An 18,793-nucleotide genomic window follows, 5' to 3' on the forward strand; every position below is an offset into this window, starting at 1 on the left:
GCGCTGGCAGCTATCTATTTGCTAGTGATTTTGCAATGGGCCGGGCCTGCAGCCGGCCTAGCAGCTGGCGCACCGCCGCCGGAATCGGTTCGATGATGGGCACGCCGGTGCGGGCCTGCAGCTGGGCCGCCGCCTGGGCCAGCGGCCCGCCGCCAATCACCACGGCCTGGGCGCCGTCCTGGCCGATACAGGCGTTGACGGCCATGGCCAGCTCAGCCTCCAGCTGGGCCGGGTGGGTCGCCAGCACACGCGGGTCGCCGGGGGTCAGGCGGATGCCGGTGTACTGTGCGGCCAGGCCTAGCGCGTCGACGCGCTGCTGGATCAGCTGGGCCAGCGCGGGCGTCACGGTGGCGATGCCAAAGCGACGGCCGCCCTGGGCGGCTTCCAGCAAGGAGGCCTCGCAAATGCCCACGACCGGCACGCTGGTGCTGGCCCGCAGCTGCTCCATGCCCGGGTCGCCAAACGCGCTGACGATGATGCCGGCCCAATCCGCTCCGGCGCGCCGCCAGGTGTGCTGCACTTCCTGGGCGGCTGCCAGCAGCTCTTCTGCCTGGACGATCATGCCCACGCCCGTTTGCGCGGTGTAGCCTGTCACAGGCCGGCCGCTGCCGAGTGCCGACGTGGCAATCGCCACCATCATCTCGGTGGTGCTTGTGGAGGTGTTCGGATTGATCAGAAGGATGTTCGGCATGGGCTTGGGCGTTAGAAAATGCGCTTCTCACAGAGGCAGTTCACCGGCGGTACGGCCCAGCCATTTGGTGGACAGCTTTTCGATCGTGCCGTTGCGCTTGGCTTCCAGGATGATCTCGTTCAGCCGGTTTTTCAGTGCGGTCTCGCCCTTGGCCACGCCTATGAAGTTGGGGCTGTCTTTCAAGGTCAGCTTGTATTCGGTGTTGAGCTTTGGGTTCTGGTACATGATGGTGCCGCCTTCGCCCGCGCTGGTGGCAATCACCTGCACCTGGCCGCTGGTGTAGGCCGATACGGTGCCCACATGGTCTTCGAAGCGCTTGACGTCCACATTGGCGGGAATCACCTTGCCCAGCTCCGAGTCGGCCATGGCGCCGCGGGTCACGGATACCGATTTGCCCGCCAGGTCGGCCCAGCTTTTGATGGCCATGGACTTGGGCGCAAAGATGGCCTGGAAGAACGGCGAGTACGCGTGGGTGAAGTCCAGCACCTCTTCTCGCTCAGGCGTCTTGCCCAGGGTGGAGATCACGATGTCGGCCTTGCGGGTCTGCAGGTAGGCGATGCGGTTGGCGCTGGTCACCGGAATCAGCTCCACGCTGGCGCCGAGCTTGGAGGCCACGTAGTTGGCCATGTCGATGTCCAGCCCTTGGGGTTGCAGGTCTTTGCCGACGAAGCCGTAGGGCGGGTAGTCGTTCGGGATGGCGATGGTTACTTTTTTCGACTTGGTGATGTCTTGCAGCGCGTTCTGCGCGTGGACTGCCGTGCTGGTGATCAGGCCCAAGGTGAGTCCCAGGGTGAAGGTGAGGCGGCGGGTGAAGGAGGTCATGGCGTGGCTCCAGTGCTCAGGTTGGGCTAACGCAGAGAGGCCATCCGGTACGAGCCTGCAAGCGGTAGCTAATTTACAGTTTTAAATTTATCTGAAAATTTGTTTTCAGATAGGCGACTTTAAGCAATGCTTGTGCCAAGCTGGCGGTAAGTGGCGAAAAAGAGTTGGTTGCGCGGGACTTTTCAGAGAGGAAAAGCAGGGAGAGGCGGCATCTGAACGCCAGGGAGCGGCACTGAAATTTGAGTGGATATGGCGCTTTATGGCAGCCCAGAAACGACCATGTTGCGCTGGCCTGGTGCAACAGCGCACCAGGCTGGTGGCTGCGGTGCTACAGCTCGTCGAGCGCCTCGTGCGCCAGTTCGATGGCCGCCAGGCGCTTGCGGCCGGCCGGGCCAGCGCCTTCGATCACCAGCGTGGCCAGCATGTCGCACAGCGCCATCACGGCCACGTGGTTGTCTAGCGGGCCTGGGCCGGCGCATTTGCATTGGATCGACCAGGTGGCGGCCGGGTAGTCGGGCGATGACTGGTCGCTGATGAAGATGATCTTGGCCCCGGCCTGGCTGGCGCCGTCCAGCAGTTGGCGCATCTGCCGGGTTTGCCGACGCACGCCAAATACCACCACGCAGTCGCGCGCCGACAGGTCGGCCAGGTACTCACCCAGCGATTCGCCCGCACCCGGAATCGCCGTCACCCGTGGCAGCACCTGGATGATCTGCCAGCGTAGGTAGACGGCAAACGCATGGCTGCTACGGCTGCCAAAGACCAGCACCTGCGGCGCCGCCAGCAGAGCCGCGACCATCTGCTTGACCGTTTCGTCCGGCAGTTGCTCGAAGGTGCGGGCCAGGTTCAGCTGCGACTGCTGCAGGTGGGTAGCCACCAGTCGGGCGCTTTTTTCTTTGCCGGTGGAGGCCTGGAACAGCGGCGACCCCGACTGTCGCTCCTCGCGGGCATGGCGCCGCGCATCTTCGTAACTCGCATAGCCTAGGCGCTGTATCAGCCGCGTCACCGTAGCGTTCGACACCCCCGCCAGGCGGGCCAGTTCACTGGCCGCATAGCTAGCCAGTTCACCCGGGAAAGCCAGTACAAAATCCGCCAGCCGACGCTCCGCGGTGGACAGCCCATCGAGCTGGGTGCGGACGCGGCGGACAAAGGATTCGGTAGCGGGCATGGGCGGGGTAGGACTGCCGGCGCTCGCGAGCCATCCGGCAAGAGGTGGACGGAGTTGGAGTTTATCGCTCCCGGCCGGCTACGATTTTGCTGGTTTGAAGAGGCGCCTCAAGAATACGTGGGCAGTCTTCACCCGGGCCATATTCATCGACAGCAGCATGACTGCCGCGGCAATGATCAAAGCGCCCCATACGGTGACGGCGCCGGGCTTTTCATGGAAGAAAGCCCAACCCAAACCAAAGGCCAGCGGAAGCGACAGAAAACTCAACTGCGTCAGTTTGGCCACATTGCCCAAGCGCAGACCCACAATCCAGAAGTAGCTGTAGACGGAGCCGAGTACGGCAATTGCCAGGGCCATGCCGTAGTCCTGCCAACGTAGCTCAACCCATTGGCTGGCCGCAAAAGGAATGGTGATCAACAAGGTCGATACGGCCATCCAGAGCATCAAGCTGACCGGGCTTTCCTGGGCACCCCATTTTTTGGTGAGCACGTTCAGCAGCGCAAAACTGCTAGCAGCCACCAGGGGCAGCAACATTTTCCAATCTCCTTGGCTGACATCGGGTTGGCTCATGACCACCACACCCACCAAACCCAGCAGGGCGGCCAGCACATCCTTGGTGTCGACCCGTTCATGCAGGATCAGCACCGCAAACGGAATCACAAACAGCGGCTCGGCAAACAGAATGGTGATCACCACCGACAGTGGCAGCGTGGCCAATGCGTAGAACAAGGCGTAGGAGCCCAGGCAATTCAGCAGACCCCGCGCAATGTGCACGCGCCACGACTGGATGTGCATGCTGCCCGCGGAGCCCGTGAGGATGATCGGCAACAGCACCAGCAAGGCAAACGACCAGCGCAACACCAGCAGTTGCCAGGTGCCGACATGGGCGCCGGCCACCTTGAGCAAGGTGTCCATCAAGGTGCCGCTCACCACGGCAATCAAGACAAAAACAAAGGCTTTTTTGTAGGCGGGCGGGTGTGCTTTTCCCATCTATTGCTGCTGTGGGTGCACCCGTCTGGGTTCGCTGGTTTCTAAATATAAAGAGCCGCTAGCGCTTATTTTTATTGCGCTAGCAGCTCTCTTTTTGATAGTGAGGAATGCTTGGATGCGGTTTATCCCCCATTTGGGGGAGGCATCCAGTCTTGCAGTCCAAAAAATCTGCAGCCGCGCCGTCTTGCGGTACAGGTCGCTGCAATAACAGGTGGATAGCGCCAACACCAGGTAGCCCCGCGGGAAGCGATAAACCTACGAGAACAAACCCGTGAAGAAGGGCAATAGAGTGACACCCCAGTCCACGGCTGCGGCCACTTTGGAACCTTGCGAGGAAATCGGTACCAGTTCTACTTGCCGCCAGGAACCGATGTTTCCAAGAACCGGAAGGCTGCAAGACGCCAGAGTCCAAATCACCGAGCCGGAAACCAACCAAACCAGCACGGGGATGCCCAAGGCCGCGACAGTTAAAACAAAGATCGTATTGGCGGTACTGGCCAAAACGTGCGACAGCTTCCCGCAGTGGCGGCAGGTTGCGGGCGATCCACGGCTGGACCACCGGGTCGCGAGATTCGATACAGCCTGGGTACGGCAATAAGGGCAAATATGCATGAAGTCAGAATACTTGAGTGCAACGCTTTTCTAGGATGGTCGGCTCACCAAATATACGACTAAGAGCATTTATTCGCCCATCCGGCATTGCGCCAAGTGCCCATTCAAAGCCCGTCCAGCCGCCAAGCCGGCCTGCGTCACATCCGCCAGCAACAGCTCGGTATCGCGCCCGGCCTGTACCAGCCCAGCCCCATCCGGTGCCGCCACGCAGCTGAGTCCGCCATAGGCCAGATCACCCTCACGTCCGCAGAAGTTGGCATAGGCCACAAACAGCTGGTTCTCGTAGGCCCGCGTCGGCACCAGGTGCTGGGCGACGAAGTCGAAGTCGGCCATGTTGGCGGTAGGCACGACGACCAGGTCGGCGCCTTGCAGGGCCAGACGGCGGGTGTTTTCGGGGAATTCCACGTCGTAGCAAATCAGCAGGCCGAGCTTCCAGCCATGGAGTTCGAATAGCGGTTCGTCACCCGCGCCGGGGGCGAACATGCTGCGGTCCAGCGCGCCGAACAAATGGGTCTTGCGGTACGTGCCCAGCGTGTGGCCTTGGGCATCCACGCACTGGGCAGTGTTGAAGATGTGGTCGGCGGCATCGTGTTCGGGATGGCCGAAGACGATGGCGATCTGGTGCTGGCGGGCGATGGCGGCGACGGCCTGGGCGCGCGGGCCGTCGGTGGCTTCGGCCAGGACTTTGGCTTGGGTGGCGCCAATGTTGTAGCCGGTCAAAAACATCTCGGGCGTGACCAGCAGGTGGGCGCCGGCTGCTGCCGCATCGGCGGCGGCGTGGTCCAGGCGCTGCAGGTTGCCCAGCACGTCACCGGGCTGGGATGTGCATTGCAGCAGGGCCAGTTTCAGATCGGTCATTCGGGGAGCTCCATGGGGCCTATGTCCTTGAACACATCGCCAGGGCCTGGATTTTCGGCATGCGTGCGGCCGCCGAAGTGGTGCAGGATGCCCCACACCGCGTTCAGCGAGGTCTGCACCGCGCCTTCGACCCAGGCCGGGGTCCAGGACACATCGTCGCCGGCAATGAAGATGCCGCGCTGGGCGGCGGGCATGCCGTCCTGCATGAAGTGGGCAAACATGCGCTGGTTGTAGCGGTAGTGGCCGGGCAGGGCGCCTTTGAAGGCGCCCAGGAAGTGCGGGTCGGCCTCCCAGGAAATGGTGATCGGGTCGCCGATGATGTGGCTGGCAATGTCAACGTTCGGGTAGATCTTCTTCAGCGCATCCAGGGCCAGCTTGACGCGCTTTTCGGGTGGCTGGGGCAGCATCTTCAGCGCGTCGCCCATCCAGGCATAGGACAGGCAAATCACGCCGGGCTTGCCTGGCCCGTTGTCGAACAGATAGGTGCCGCGCGTGAGTCGGTCGGTCAACGTCATGCTCATGGTGTCGCGGCCGGTGACGGGGTCTTTGTCCTTCCAGAAAGGGCGGTCCACCATGACGAAGGTTTTGCTGGACTGCATGTAGCGGGTGCGGTCCAGCGCCATCCACATCTTGTGTGAGAACAGCGATTCCTCGCAGGCGATCTGGGTGGTGAGCAGCCAGCTCTGGCAGGTGGTCAGCACGGCCGCATAGCTGCGCGTGTCGCCCCAGCGGTCGGTCACGGCCAGCTTGCCATCAGCCTGGCGGTGGATGGCGGCGACGCCGGCGCGCGGGGCGCCGCCGTGCAGGCTGGCCAGGCTGGTGTCGGCGGGCCAATGCGCCATCTTGTCTGGCGCGTGCTGCCACAGGCCCAGCGGTACCTGGTCGGCACCGCCTTGGATCAGGCGCTGCTCGTCGTCGCAGTTGGTCATGACTACGCGCAAGATTTCGAGCATGGAGTTGGGGAAGTCCGAATCCCAGCCGCCGGTGCCAAAGCCGACCTGGCCGAACACCTCGCGGTGCTGGAACGACAGGCCGGCGAAGGCCTTGGAGGTGGCCACGAAGTCGTAGAAAGTGCGGTCGTCCCACAGTGGCACCAGCTTGTTCCACAGGGCCTTGAGCGCGGGCACGTCGCGGCTGCGGATGGCGTCCTGCACGGCCTGGAAACTGGCGCCGTCTTCCAGCGCCTGGCTCCAGGCGTCGGCCACTTCCTTGAACATGGGCGGCAGGTCGGCCAGTTTTTCGGCGTAGTAGGTCTGGCCTTCCAGGTCCACCACGGTGCTGCCGGAGGCGGGGGTCAGCGGATTCGGGAAGGGCTGCGACGCCAGCCCTAGCTGGTTCACATAATGGAAGAACGCGGTGCTGGACACCGGGAAGCGCATGCCGCCCAGCTCGGCGATCACGCCCTGGCCGCCCTCGAAGGGCTGCGAGCGCAGGCGGCCGCCCATTTTCGAGGCTTCGTAGATCACGGGCTTCAGCCCCAGCTTCATCAGCTCGTAGGCCGCCACCATGCCGGCCATGCCGGCGCCGACGATGGCCACCTCGGCACCCAGGTGCTCGGCGGGCAGGCTGCCCAGGCCGGCGGGGTGGCGGATCCAGTCGTCGAAAGCGAAGGGAAAATCGGGGCCGAAGATGGTGACCGGCGGCTTGTCGGACGGGGCGGTGGTGTGGTCTAGTGGCATGGCAACGCTCGGGTGATCGGTATAAGCGTATATTTTGCTCATAATATTGAGCAAGCGGGTAACAATTTAGGAAATATTCATGGCAGATGCCCAGTTTGATGTGGGAAGCCGCTTGCGGCAAGTGCGCAGCCAGGCGGGCTGGTCGCAGCGCCAACTGGCGGAGCGGGCCGGCGTTCCGTCCAGCCAGATATCCACGATTGAGCAGAACAAAAGCAGCCCCTCGGTGGCCTCGCTGCGCAAGATATTGAACGGCATTCCGCTGACCATGGCGGAATTCTTCGAGCCCGACCAGACACCGACCGACAGCGTGTTCCATAGCCCGGCCGATCTGGTGGACCTGACGTCCCGCCTGACGCAGCACGCCCCCGGCGCCAGCGGCGACCGCACCTTGACCTTGCGCCAGGTCGGCAATGCGCGCGCGCACAACCTGCAGATACTGCAGGAGCGTTACGAGCCAGGGGCCGACACCGGGGTGGACATGCTGGAGCACGCCTCGCACGAGGGTGGCATCGTGTTGTCGGGCGAGATCGAGTTGACCGTGGGCGAGCAGGTGCGGGTGCTCAAACCGGGCGACGCATATTTGTTCGACAGCAGCCTGCCGCACCGCTTTCGCAACACAGGCAGCGAGCCGGCCGAGATCGTTTCGGCCTGCACGCCACCCTATTTGTAGTTTGCTATCAAGATAGTAGCTGGTGGCGCTGAATAGATATGCGCTAGAGCCCTAAAAAGCTTGTATTTTGAGGGCGTGGGGGCTGGATTGTCGGGGTCGCGGATGTTGTGGCATTTCAAATTTCGTACGAATCTTCATTCAATTGAATGATCTTTTGCGCGGCAGGGGCTGGAAAGCTGCCGTACGATGGTGTTACATGCGGTTTCAATCCGGTGCGGCGGGTCTACCACCATGCTAAAGGCGAGCCCGTGACACGCAACCAGGAGGCAGAGTTGATGGTCCCTACGCCAGTGCTAGCAGCAAATGCATGTGTGCCGCAGCAGCCCGGCGCGGCGCATGGTAGGAGCGCCGCATGACGGTTGCATCTCCCGAGGTCCTATGGGCCCAAAACCCCGATGCATTGGTGGCAATGGCCCCCGACGGCCTGGTGCTGCATTGGAACCCTGCGGCGGTGGCGATTTTTGGCTACACCGAGGCCGAAGTTATGGGCCAGTCCTTGTTCCAACTGATCGTGCCCCCCGACCAACTGGAAGACGTAAGGCGCATGCAGAACGAGGCCTTGCGTGGCGGGCTGTCTGTGGGCGAAGCGGTGCGCCGGCGCAAGGACGGCACCCTGGTGCATGTCAGCGTATCGACCAAGGCGGTCTATGGCGCCGACGGTCAGCTGGCCTACTTTTTGTCCAATAAAAAAGATGTGACCCACTTGAAGGTGCTGCGCGACGCCAAATTGGTCGAGGCCCGCTTCCGTGATTTGCTGGAGTCCACCCCGGATGCCATCGTGATGGTCAACGTGACCGGGCGCATCGTGCTGGTGAACGGGCAGGCTGAAAAGATGTTCGGCTATCTGCGCACCGAGCTGCTGGGCAAGCCTATCGAAGTGCTGCTGCCCCCGCGCTTCCGCACGGGTCACCTGGCGCGCCGGGGTGGTTTTTTTGAGCAGCCCCGCACCCGCACCATGGGTGCGGGGCTGGATCTGTATGGTCTGCGCAATGGTGGGGTGGAGTTTCCGGTGGAGATCAGCCTGAGCCCGATTGCCACCGAAGAGGGCACGATGGTGATGAGCGCCATCCGCGATACCTCTGATCGCAAAAAGGCCGACCAGAAGTTCAAGGATCTGCTGGAATCCGCGCCCGATGCGATGGTGATCGTGAACCGCGAAGGGGTGATGGTGCTGGTCAACTCCCAGGCGGTACAGCTGTTTGGCTGGACCCGCGAGGAACTGCTGGGCGAGAAGATCGAAATCCTGGTACCCGAGCGTTTTCGCGGCAAGCACCCGGGCCACCGCGGCGGGTTCTTTGCGCAGCCGCGTGCGCGTGCCATGGGGGCGGGGTTGGACCTGTTTGGCCGGCGCAAGGATGGATCGGAGTTTCCGGTAGAGATCAGCCTCAGCCCGCTGGAGACCGAGGAGGGGCTGTTTGTGTCCAGCGCCATCCGCGACGTGACCGAGCGCAAGCAGTTTGAGCAGGCGCTGTGGGATAAAAACCAGGAACTGGAGAACGCGGCCATGGTCAAGGACCGGTTTTTTGCCAGCATGTCGCACGAGCTGCGCACCCCGCTGAATTCCATCATCGGATTCACCGGCACCCTGCGCATGAAACTGCCCGGACCCTTGAACGAAGAGCAGGACAAGCAGCTGCGCATTGTGCAGACCAGCGCCCGGCACCTGCTGTCGCTGATCAATGACCTGCTGGACCTGGCCAAGGTTGGCGCCAACAAGCTGGACCTGAAACTGGAGCTCCTGGACTGCAATGGCGTGCTGGAAGAAGTCGCGGCCATTCTGCGGCCCGACGCCGAGAAAAAGGGGCTTCATTTCACCGTCAACCTGACCGATAAGGCGGCCATGCTGCAAACCGACCGCCGTGCCCTGAGCCAGATCATCCTCAACCTGGTTGGCAACGCCATCAAATTCACCGAGCGCGGCAGCGTGCGCCTGCAGCTGCAACAGCGCGCCAGCAATGGGCGCCAGCAAGTGCTGATCCATATCGAGGACACCGGACCCGGCATTGCCCATGAAGACCAGGAGCGCTTGTTCGAGGCATTTTCCAGAGTAGAAGCCGCGAATCGGCGCAAGTCGGAAGGCGCCGGGCTGGGGTTGCATCTCAGCCGCAAACTGGCCACTGCTTTGGGAGGGCGTATCGTCTTCAGTACCGAATACGGCCGCGGTTCTATATTTACACTTGAACTACCAGGGACATAAGCCATGGCAGCCCGGATACTGATCATTGAAGACGATTATTTCAGCCGCGAACTGGCGATGTATTTGCTGCAGACAGCTGGCTATACCGTGATGGGCGCAGAGGACGGCCGCACCGGCGTCGACATGGCCTTGCAGGAGCGGCCCGACCTGGTACTGTGTGACCTGCAGATGCCGGTGCTGAATGGCAAGGAAGTGGTGCGGCGCCTGCATGCCAGCCCCGACTGGCACCGCGTGCCGGTGCTGGCGGTGACGGCTTTCTCCATGGCCGGCGACCGCGAGGCCGCGCTGGCCGCGGGCTTTGACGCCCATGTCACCAAGCCGATTACCCCCGAGACCTTCATCCCCGACATGGAGTCGTTTTTGCCCCCCGAACTCAGAGCCCCCCGCAAGTCGGCCTTATAAAAGGATCACATACGGTTTATGGCAAAAATATTGGTCGTTGACGATGTGGCAGATAACCGTGAGTTGCTGGTCACACTGATCCGCCACCGGGGCCACCAACCGTTCGAGGCGGCCGATGGTGCGGAGGCCTTGACCCTGGTGCGGCAGGAGCATCCTGCCCTGGTGATCTCCGACATCCTGATGCCCACCATGGACGGCTATGAGTTTGTGCGCCAGTTGCGCGCCGACCCGGCCATCGCCGCCACCGAGGTGATCTTCTACAGCGCGCATTACCGCGAGCGCGAGGCGCGCAACCTGGCCCAGACCTGCGGCGTGTCGCGGGTGCTGGTCAAGCCCTGCGAGCCAGAGGCGATTCTGCAGGCCATCGACCAGGCCCTGGCCCATGTGCCGCAGCCTTCGCCGGCACCGAACCTGGAGGAGTTTGACCGCGAGCATTTGCGTGTGATGACCGACAAGCTGTCGGAAAAAATGGACGCGCTGCGGGCCACCAACCAGCGCATGGCCGCGCTGACCGACCTGAACCTGCATCTGGCTTCCGAGCGCGACCCGCAGTTGCTGTTGCACAAGGTATGCCGTGGTGCCCGCGAGCTGATGGGCGCCAAGTATGCGGTGCTGTGCGTCAAGGGCAAGTCGAATGGGGATGTGCTGCTGTTCTCCAGCGGCATCGACGCGATGCTGATGGAGTCATTGGAGCGCCCGCAGATCGATGCGGGCCTGGTGGGGCAGGTGCGTGCCGAGCGCCAGTCGCGCCGCATGCGCGGACAGAACGGCAACCCGGGCGTGGCAGGCCTGCCAGCCAATTACCCGCCGCTGCATGCCTGTCTGGTGGTGCCGGTGATGTCCTTGTCCTACGGCTATGGCTGGATTTGCCTGGTGGACAAGCTGGGGGCCGATGGTTTCAGCGACGAGGACGAGCAGATCATGTCGGTGCTGGCGGCCCAGGTCGGCCGCATCTACGAGAACGGCAGCCTGTATGCCGAGGTGCGCCAACACGCCGAGCAACTGCAGGTGGAAGTGGCCGAGCGCCAGCGTGCGGCCGAGGAGCTGCGGGCCAGCGAGGCCGGGCTGCACCGGGCCCAGGTGTTGGCCAAGCTGACCCACGTGGTCAGCGGGCCGAATGGGGACTTCGAGAGCTGGCCCGAAACCATGCCGCAGATGATTGGAGTGGATGCGGAGCACATGGTCAGGAACTTGCGTGAATGGATGCAATTGATCCATCCCGAAGACCGTGCCGTGTTCCGTGGCACGGCGCTGGAAGCCAGCGCCCAGGGCGTGCGGGTGGAGTTGGCCTACCGCTTGCGGCGCAGCGATGGGGTCTGGCTGCATGTGCAGCAGGTGGTCGAGCCCTTGTTCGATCTGGCGGCCGTGCAGGGCCGTGGCCGTTGGTTCCACACCATCCAGGATGTGACCGAGCAGCGGCGGGCGGAGGAGGCTTTGCACGAGAGCAACCGGCGCTTCAGCGACATGCTCGGGCATATGGAAATGGTCTCGATGATGCTCGACAGCAACGGCCATCTGACCTACTGCAACGACTACCTGTTGCGGCTCACCGGTTGGTCGCGCGAGGAGGCGCTGGGGCGGGACTGGTTTGCCAGTTTTATCGCTTCGCCGCCCGAAGTCGGCCGGGCCCGCTTCAAGGCCATGCTGACCAGCCAGCCCGGGGCCCAGCATTTCGAAAGCGAAATTCTCACCCGCGGCGGCAGCCGCCGGTTGATACGCTGGAACCACACTTTGCTGCGCTCCTTGTCGGGCGAGGTCATAGGCACGGCCAGCATCGGCGAAGACATCACCGTGCAGAAAGAAGCCGAAACCCGCATCAAGCGGCTGAACCGTGTGTATGCGGTGCTCAGCGGCATCAACACGCTGATCGTGCGGGTGAGCAACCGCGACGAGCTGTTCCAGGAAGCCTGCCGGGTTGCGGTGGAGCAAGGCCAGTTTCGGATGGCCTGGATCGGCGTGGCCGACTGGAGCGCGATGCAGATCGTGCCGATTGCCGCGTCGGGCGCAACGCCCGAGTTTCTGGCCTTCATCCAAGACCGCTTTTCGCTGGTCGAGGGCTCGCCCATGATGAATGCCATGTGCGTGCGCGCCGTGATCGAAAGGAAGCCGGTGGTGCTGAACGACATGCTGGAATTCACCGGCGGCACGCAGCTGCGGGCTCTGATGGACCCGGACATCAGCTCGATTGCGGTGCTGCCCTTGATGGTGGCGGACCGGGTGGTGGGGCTGCTGGCCCTGTATACCAACGAGGCCCGGTTCTTCGACGACGAAGAAATGAAGCTGCTGACCGAACTGGCGGGCGACATCGGCTTCGCGCTGGACCATCTGGAGAAGGCAGAGAAGCTCAACTACCTGGCCTACTACGACGAGATCACCGGCTTGCCGAACCGCACGCTGTTCCTGGAGCACGTGGGCCAGCATGTACGGCGTTACGACGGGGGCCGCAGCAGCCTGGCCCTGGCCCTGGTCGATATCGAGCGCTTTCGCATCGTCAACGACACCCTGGGCCGTGCCACCGGCGACGAGCTGCTGCAGCTGGTGGCCAAGCGCATCCAGTCCAGCAGCGTTGGGCTGGATGCGGCGGCGCGGGTCGGCGTGAATTGCTTTGGCGTGATCCTCCAGGGGCCGCGCGATGTGGGCCGGGTGGCGCTGGAGCTGGAGCAGCTGTTGCGCGACTGCTTTGCCCAGTCCTTTCGGTTGCAGGGGACCGACCTGCGCATCGCCGGCAAGATCGGCGTGGTGCTGTACCCGCTGGACGGAGAAGACGCCGAAACCCTGCTGCGCAACGCCGAGGCGGCGCTCAAGCGGGCCAAGGGCTCGGCCGAGAACATGCTGTTTTATGCCCCGGAGATGGACACCCGGGTCGCGGCGGCGCTGGACCTGGAAAGCCGCCTGCGCACTGCGCTGGATATGGAGCAGTTCGTGCTGCACTACCAGCCCAAGGTGAACCTGGTCACCGGCAAGATCACCAGCGCCGAGGCCCTGATCCGCTGGAACGACCCGCAAACCGGCTTGGTGCCGCCCGGCCAGTTCATTCCGATCCTGGAAGAGACCGGCCTGATCTACGAAGTCGGCCTGTGGGCGCTGCGCAAGGCGCTGGAGGACTACCAGCGCTGGCGTGCCGCAGGCCTGGAGCCGGTGCGCATCGCCGTCAACGTATCGCCGCTGCAGCTGCGGCACCGCAACTTCATTGCGGCGGTTGCGCAGGTCATCGGTACCGACCCGCAGGTCGCGCAAGGGCTGGAGCTGGAGGTCACCGAGAGCCTGATCATGGAGGACGTGCAGCGCAGCAGCGCCAGCCTGGCGGAAATCCGCGCCATGGGGGTGACGGTGGCGATTGACGACTTCGGCACCGGCTATTCCTCGCTGGCCCATTTGTCGCGGCTGCCGGTGGATACGCTGAAGATCGACCGCGCGTTCGTGATTGAGATGGTGTCGGGCTCGCAAGGCCTGGCGCTGGTCAGCACCATCATCAACCTGGCCCATGCGTTCAAGCTCAAGGTGGTGGCCGAAGGCGTGGAAACCGAGGAGCAGGCGCGCCTGCTGCGCCTGCTGAACTGCAACGAGATGCAGGGCTATCTGTTCAGCCGGCCGGTGCCTGCCGAAGTGTTCGAGCAGAAGTTTCTGCGCGCGCCGGTGCTCGAGTAAACGAGTCTGGTTGCAATGTCTGTTCGGTTCTTCGATTTTATGTAGAGAAAAGCAATGCTGGCGCAGGTTTTATCTGCGTAGGCTGCTATCTATTTTATAGTTGCCTTGCCTTCGTAACAGGGGCCCAGGCGTGGCGCCTAGGCTTATGGCAATTCAGGGGTCTGCGCTCGATTCCAATCGCTGGGGTTGTGCGGCAACAGCGGCGGGCTGGGATCCTTGGGCAGATTGTGGATGTCGGCCGGCAGTTCCTGCTGCTGGGCGCGCATGTAGTCGTAGCGGTCCAGCGACAGTGCGTTGCTGGCGTTCTCGTCGGCCATCACCAGCGGCCGCAGAAAGACGATCAGATTGGTCTTCTTGCGCGAGCGGCTGATGCTGCGGAACAGGGCGCCGAGCAACGGAATATCGGCCACCGCGGGTACCTGGGCGGCACTGTCGGTGTAGCTGTCCTCGATCAGCCCGCCCAGCACGATGATCTTGCCGTTGTTGACCATCACGTTGGACTCGATCGAGCGCTTGTTGGTGGTGGGCCCGAGGGTGCTGCTGGTCGATGCGACCGACGAGGACTCCTGGTAGATGGTCATGCGGATGTTGCCGTTCTGGCCGATCTGCGGCTTGATGCGCAGCGTGATGCCCACGTCCTTGCGTTCCACGGTCTGGAAGGGGCTGCTGCTACTGGTGCTGGTGTACGAGCCGGTGATGAAGGGCACGTTTTGCCCGACCACGATCTTGGCCTCTTCGTTGTCCAGTGTCACCAGATTGGCGGTGGACAGGATATTGGTGCCCGACATCGCCTCCAGCGCCGTGGCCACCGTGCCCAGGGTCAGCGAGGTGCTGCTGCTGATGTCGAAAATCTTGGTCCACTGCACGCCTAGGTCCACGCTCTTGCTGGCGTCCACCTCGACCACCAGCGACTCCACATACAGCTGGGCGCGGCGGGAATCCAGCTGTTCGATGATCTGGCGCATCTCCTGGAACTTGGGCTCGGGCGCGGTGATGATCAGTGCGTTGCTGGCCGGGTCGGCCTGGATGCCGCCACCGGTGGATGGCTGCGCGGTGGCAGATACAGCGGCCGTGGCTTGGGATGTGCTGGCGCTGCTATCGGTGCTGCTGGTGGAGGTGCTGGTGGAGGGGCTGGCCGTGGCTTTGGACGCCGCAGCACCAGCCGACGCGCTGGCAGGGCTGCTGCTGGCGGTCTCGGCGGGAAACGCCGCCCGCAGTACCTGGGCCAGGCGGGTGGCATCGGTATTCTTCAGATAGACCACGTGGACGTTGGCGTTCTTGCGCGGGTGGTCGAGCCGCGCCACCAGCGAGCGGATGAAGGCCAGCTGCACGGGGTTGGGTGCCCGCACCAGCAGGCTATTGCTCTGGGTGTCGGCCACGATGGACGCGCCAGTGCTGCTGCCATTGGCCGTCGATCCGCCTGCGCTGGCGGGCGTGGCCGCTGTCGTACTGGCGGCTGGACTCGCCGTGGTACTGGCGGTTTCGGCCAGGCGCTGCACCTTCACTGCCATATCGGCCGCTATTGCATATTGCAAAGGCATGACTTCCACATCGGTGGCACTGGGCGTGTCCAGCGCGGCGATGATGGTGCGCAAGCGTCCCAGGTTGTTGGCGTAGTCGGTGATCACCAGCGAGTTGTTGCCGGTGTTGACGTTGAGCACATTGTTCGGGCTGATCAGTGGCCGCAGGATGGGGACGAGGTTGTTGGCGTTTTCATGGCTGAGCCTAAATATCTCGGTCACGATCTGGTCGCCGCGCAGTTTGCCCGCATCCACCTGCACCGAAGCGGATTGCAGTTTGCCGTCGGCTTCGGGAAGTATCTTGTACAGGCCCCCCGTCTCCACCACGGTGTAGCCCTGCAGGCGTAGTGCCGCCAGAAACTGCTCCCAGGCCTGCGCCGGCGTGACCGGGTTTTCCGTGCTCAGCGACAAGGTTCCTTTGACGCGTGCATCCACCACGATGTTGCGCCGGGTAATCACGCTCAAGGTGTGCGCAACGCCTTCAATATCCGCATTGGCGAAGTTCAGAGTGACGGTGTTCGACGGCGGTTTGCCGCTGGCCGAGGCGGGGGTCTGGATGCCCAGGCTGCACAGCATCGTAAGAATCCAAAAATGGTAGAAGCTGGGGAGAAATTTCATCGGGAAAAGGCTGGAGCAGAGAGACCACTCAGGGCGGCAGCGGAGCGGGAAGGACGGGTCGCCCCGAGCCATGTGGGGCGGTGGCTGCCGCATTTTGCGCGGCCTGTGTGCCGGCAATGTGTGGCTTGTGTATAGCTTTACGAAGACAGAGCCGCTGTGTTCTGCCACGCTCTCCGTCGGGCAGCGCTAGCGTAGCGCCATAAAGCGGCGGAGCCGCGCAATGCAATGTTTTTGGGGGGAGGCGAAGGGCTGCAGATCCTGCAGCGATGCTTGGCGGGTGCGGTAGTCATCGCGCGGGAACAGCTGTTCTCGCTGTAACGTGGGCATGGACAAGTTTCGTCGTTGCCAGAAGATGCAGGCGACCCAGGTCGTTGCCAACGTGCCCAACCACAGGGTGGCAAAGTGCAGTTCAACCGGCAACTGGACAAACCCCAGATCGCTGATTCCCAAGCTCAGCGCCTGCATCACTACCCGGTGCAGGATAAAAGAAGCGAGTGCATATTTGCCAATCAATGCCACCGGCAGCGTGAGCGGGGCCAATGGCAGGCGTGACAGCAGGCTGGCGCAAAAAAGCACCCAGGCAAATTTGCCGAAGGCGCCGACGTTCGCTCGAAACAGCGACCACGCCTGGCCATGGGGTTCCAAGGTCGACAAGTAGGCGGCTAATTGCAAGCCCATGAGCACGACCACGATGTTGAGCCATAGTTGTTTGTCGCGGTGGCGTTGTACGCCCAGCCAGATACCCATAAAACCATTGGCCATGAACGGCAGCACCGGGTAGCCCCCAAAGCCTTCCAGCAAAAAGAACCTGACCGGCCAGCTACGCGCTGCGTCTGAAGTGGCAAGCTGTTCTGCAAACATCGATGCGGCGAGATGGCCGAGTACGATCGCCAGCAGCGTTTGCCACGGCGCATCCCTGATCCACCGAATCACCGCGGAACCGCACAGCAGCACCAGAGCCGTGGGCAGCAGCACGCCCGAAATGGTCCATTCGGTGTCCAAGGTGAAAAATCCCAACCACCACTGGCTTGTCAATGTCTGTGCTCCGTGGCCCAGCAACACCGATTTGACGGCGGCAAAAAAAGCGTTGGAGGCAAACATCACCGCCAAGACGATGGCGCTACGGCGGCGCAGCAAGCGGCTGCGTTCGGGCTCGTCGTAGGTGGCGGAGAAAATCCAGCCTATGCCGTAGCCCGAAAGCACGACGAAAGCAGCTGTTGCCCAGCCGTTCGGTAGCCAGTAGTCTGCGAACAACCAGTGTGTATGCGGAACTCCCGCGAGGGAAAGCGCATGGGTGTTGGCCATCATGGCAAACAGCAGCCCACGGCAGATGTCCAGCGTTCTTGATCTTTTCAAGGGAAGTACCCTGTTGCCTCATTATTTTTTTTGGCGCTTCCATGTACTTGTGTACAGGCCCACTTTTGGTGCGGCATGGTAACGCGCTGTAACGGAAGAGAAAATAGGGCTTGCCCGCAGGCTTCATCAGATTGAGCGATGTGCTCGGCCGACAGGCCCGCGTCCCGTATCCTTGCGCCAAACCTCCACCTATCTACCCATGCAAGCCACCGTTCTCCAAACCACCGCTGCCATCCTGTTTGCGCTGGCGCTCGTCCACACCTTCGCCGCCAAGTGGTTTGAAACCTTGGCCCACCGCCATCCGCGGCATGCGGGGCTGTTCCATATCCTGGGCGAGGTGGAGGTGGTGTTCGGCCTGTGGGCCTTTGTGCTGGTGGTGGCCATGGCGCTGCTGGGCAGCGGCAAAGAGGCGCTGGACTACGCCGAGTCGCGGCATTACACCGAGCCGCTGTTCGTCTTTGTGGTGATGGTGGTGGCCGCCTCGCGCCCGGTGCTGGAGCTGGTGCAGAGCCTGTTGTCGGCCATCGCCCGGGTCTTGCCTCTGCCGACGCCGTTGGTATTGACCTGGCTCGGCCTGGCCCTGGTGCCGCTGCTGGGTTCGCTGATCACCGAGCCCGCGGCCATGACGCTGGCCGCGCTGATCCTGGCGCCGCTGGTGTTCCGCCAGGGCCCGCCCGAATGGCTGAAGTACGCGGCGCTGGGCGTGCTGTTCGTCAATGTATCGATAGGCGGCACGCTGACCTCGTATGCGGCGCCGCCGGTGCTGATGGTGGCCGCGGCCTGGCAGTGGGACAGCAGCTTCATGGCCTCCACCTTCGGTTGGCGCGCTGCGGTGGCAGTGCTGGTGAATGCCACGGTGATGGTGTTCTGCCTGCGCAAGCATTTGCGGGTGGCGCCGGCCCCCAGCCGCCGGCCGGCGCATGCCGTGCCGCTGGTGGTCAGCCTGATCCACCTGGGCTTTCTGGCCGCGGTAGTGGTGTTTGCCCACCATCCAGTGGTGTTCATCGGCCTGTTTCTGTTCTTCATCGGCTACACCCAGGCCTACGAGCGCTTCCAGAGCCCGCTGATCCTGAAGGAGGGCTTGCTGGTTGGCTTCTTTCTGGCCGGGCTGGTGGTGCTGGGCGGCATGCAGCAGTGGTGGTTGCAACCCATCGTCTCCAGCCTGGCACCGACCGCGCTGTTTTTCGGCGCGCTGGGGCTGACGGCGATTACCGACAACGCAGCCCTGACCTACCTGGGTTCGCTGATCCAGGGCATCTCGCCCCAGTCGCAGTACATGCTGGTGGCCGGTGCGGTTGCCGGCGGTGGCCTGACGGTGATTGCCAATGCGCCGAATCCGGCCGGCGTGGCTTTATTGCGGCGCGGCTTCAACGATGAGTCGATCAGTGCGCTGGGCCTGCTGGCCGGGGCGGCGGCGCCCACCGTGGTGGCCGCAGTGATGTTCCTGGTCTGAGACCGATGGGTTGCTAAATACGTTGGTTTAAAATTTTGCATGAAATCGGCTTTCAGCGCAGATAGAGAAAGCGTGAGAAGCTACTGATTCTGTAGCAAATTTTTACCCA

At 62.9% G+C, this 18,793-nt stretch carries 13 protein-coding genes; 5 read left to right on the top strand and 8 right to left on the bottom strand.

Features of this window, described 5'->3' with window-relative positions; all coding sequences use genetic code 11:
• Positions 1–10: 10 nt before the first annotated feature.
• The 6 genes from J2X19_RS03300 to J2X19_RS03325 all read right to left on the bottom strand — a co-directional run bounded on the left by J2X19_RS03300 (position 11) and on the right by J2X19_RS03325 (position 6,820).
• The gene (locus J2X19_RS03300; protein ID WP_310370603.1) at positions 11–691 is read right to left on the bottom strand and encodes an aspartate/glutamate racemase family protein; all 681 of its coding nucleotides are present in this window, start codon (positions 689–691) and stop codon (positions 11–13) included.
• Positions 692–718: 27 nt separating this feature from the next.
• Entirely contained in the window at positions 719–1,513 is a 795-nt protein-coding gene (locus J2X19_RS03305; RefSeq protein WP_116604838.1) for a transporter substrate-binding domain-containing protein, read from the bottom strand.
• A gap of 328 nt (positions 1,514–1,841) precedes the next feature.
• Positions 1,842–2,681, bottom strand: coding sequence for a MurR/RpiR family transcriptional regulator (locus J2X19_RS03310; RefSeq protein ID WP_116604836.1), 840 nt, complete (start codon positions 2,679–2,681; stop codon positions 1,842–1,844).
• A gap of 78 nt (positions 2,682–2,759) precedes the next feature.
• The gene (locus J2X19_RS03315) at positions 2,760–3,671 is read right to left on the bottom strand and encodes a DMT family transporter (protein WP_310370612.1); all 912 of its coding nucleotides are present in this window, start codon (positions 3,669–3,671) and stop codon (positions 2,760–2,762) included.
• Between the two features lie 681 nt (positions 3,672–4,352).
• On the bottom strand, positions 4,353–5,141 hold the full coding sequence (locus J2X19_RS03320) for a carbon-nitrogen hydrolase family protein (protein ID WP_310370614.1): 789 nt from the start codon (positions 5,139–5,141) through the stop codon (positions 4,353–4,355).
• A complete protein-coding gene (locus J2X19_RS03325; protein ID WP_310370616.1) occupies positions 5,138–6,820 on the bottom strand; it encodes a flavin monoamine oxidase family protein in 1,683 nt (560 codons plus the stop codon). Before J2X19_RS03325 ends, J2X19_RS03320 begins: the two co-directional genes overlap by 4 nt.
• Positions 6,821–6,899: 79 nt before the next feature.
• Between J2X19_RS03325 and J2X19_RS03330 the strand changes: the two genes are divergently transcribed.
• From J2X19_RS03330 to J2X19_RS03345, 4 genes are all read left to right on the top strand, one after another.
• Positions 6,900–7,490 carry a cupin domain-containing protein gene (locus J2X19_RS03330; protein WP_116604830.1) on the top strand — a complete coding sequence of 197 codons (591 nt, stop codon included), beginning with the start codon at positions 6,900–6,902 and terminating at the stop codon, positions 7,488–7,490.
• A 352-nt stretch (positions 7,491–7,842) separates the two neighbouring features.
• Complete coding sequence (locus J2X19_RS03335; protein WP_310370618.1) at positions 7,843–9,687, top strand: PAS domain S-box protein; 1,845 nt, start codon at positions 7,843–7,845, stop codon at positions 9,685–9,687.
• Between the two features lie 3 nt (positions 9,688–9,690).
• Positions 9,691–10,089, top strand: a complete 399-nt coding sequence (locus tag J2X19_RS03340; protein WP_310370619.1) for a response regulator — start codon at positions 9,691–9,693, stop codon at positions 10,087–10,089.
• Between the two features lie 18 nt (positions 10,090–10,107).
• Positions 10,108–13,737: an EAL domain-containing protein gene (locus J2X19_RS03345; RefSeq protein WP_310370621.1), complete on the top strand. Its 3,630-nt coding sequence runs from the start codon at positions 10,108–10,110 to the stop codon at positions 13,735–13,737.
• Positions 13,738–13,880: 143 nt separating this feature from the next.
• Here the strand turns inward: J2X19_RS03345 and J2X19_RS03350 are convergent, their stop codons facing one another.
• Complete coding sequence (locus tag J2X19_RS03350; RefSeq protein WP_310370623.1) at positions 13,881–15,875, bottom strand: secretin N-terminal domain-containing protein; 1,995 nt, start codon at positions 15,873–15,875, stop codon at positions 13,881–13,883.
• Between the two features lie 186 nt (positions 15,876–16,061).
• Positions 16,062–17,231 carry an acyltransferase family protein gene (locus J2X19_RS03355; protein ID WP_405048587.1) on the bottom strand — a complete coding sequence of 390 codons (1,170 nt, stop codon included), beginning with the start codon at positions 17,229–17,231 and terminating at the stop codon, positions 16,062–16,064.
• Between the two features lie 199 nt (positions 17,232–17,430).
• Between J2X19_RS03355 and J2X19_RS03360 the strand changes: the two genes are divergently transcribed.
• Positions 17,431–18,684, top strand: coding sequence for a putative Na+/H+ antiporter (locus J2X19_RS03360; protein ID WP_310370627.1), 1,254 nt, complete (start codon positions 17,431–17,433; stop codon positions 18,682–18,684).
• Positions 18,685–18,793: the final 109 nt, after the last annotated feature.

This window comes from Rhodoferax ferrireducens, assembly GCF_031458075.1.
Classification (GTDB): Bacteria; Pseudomonadota; Gammaproteobacteria; order Burkholderiales; family Burkholderiaceae_C; genus Rhodoferax_B; species Rhodoferax_B ferrireducens_A.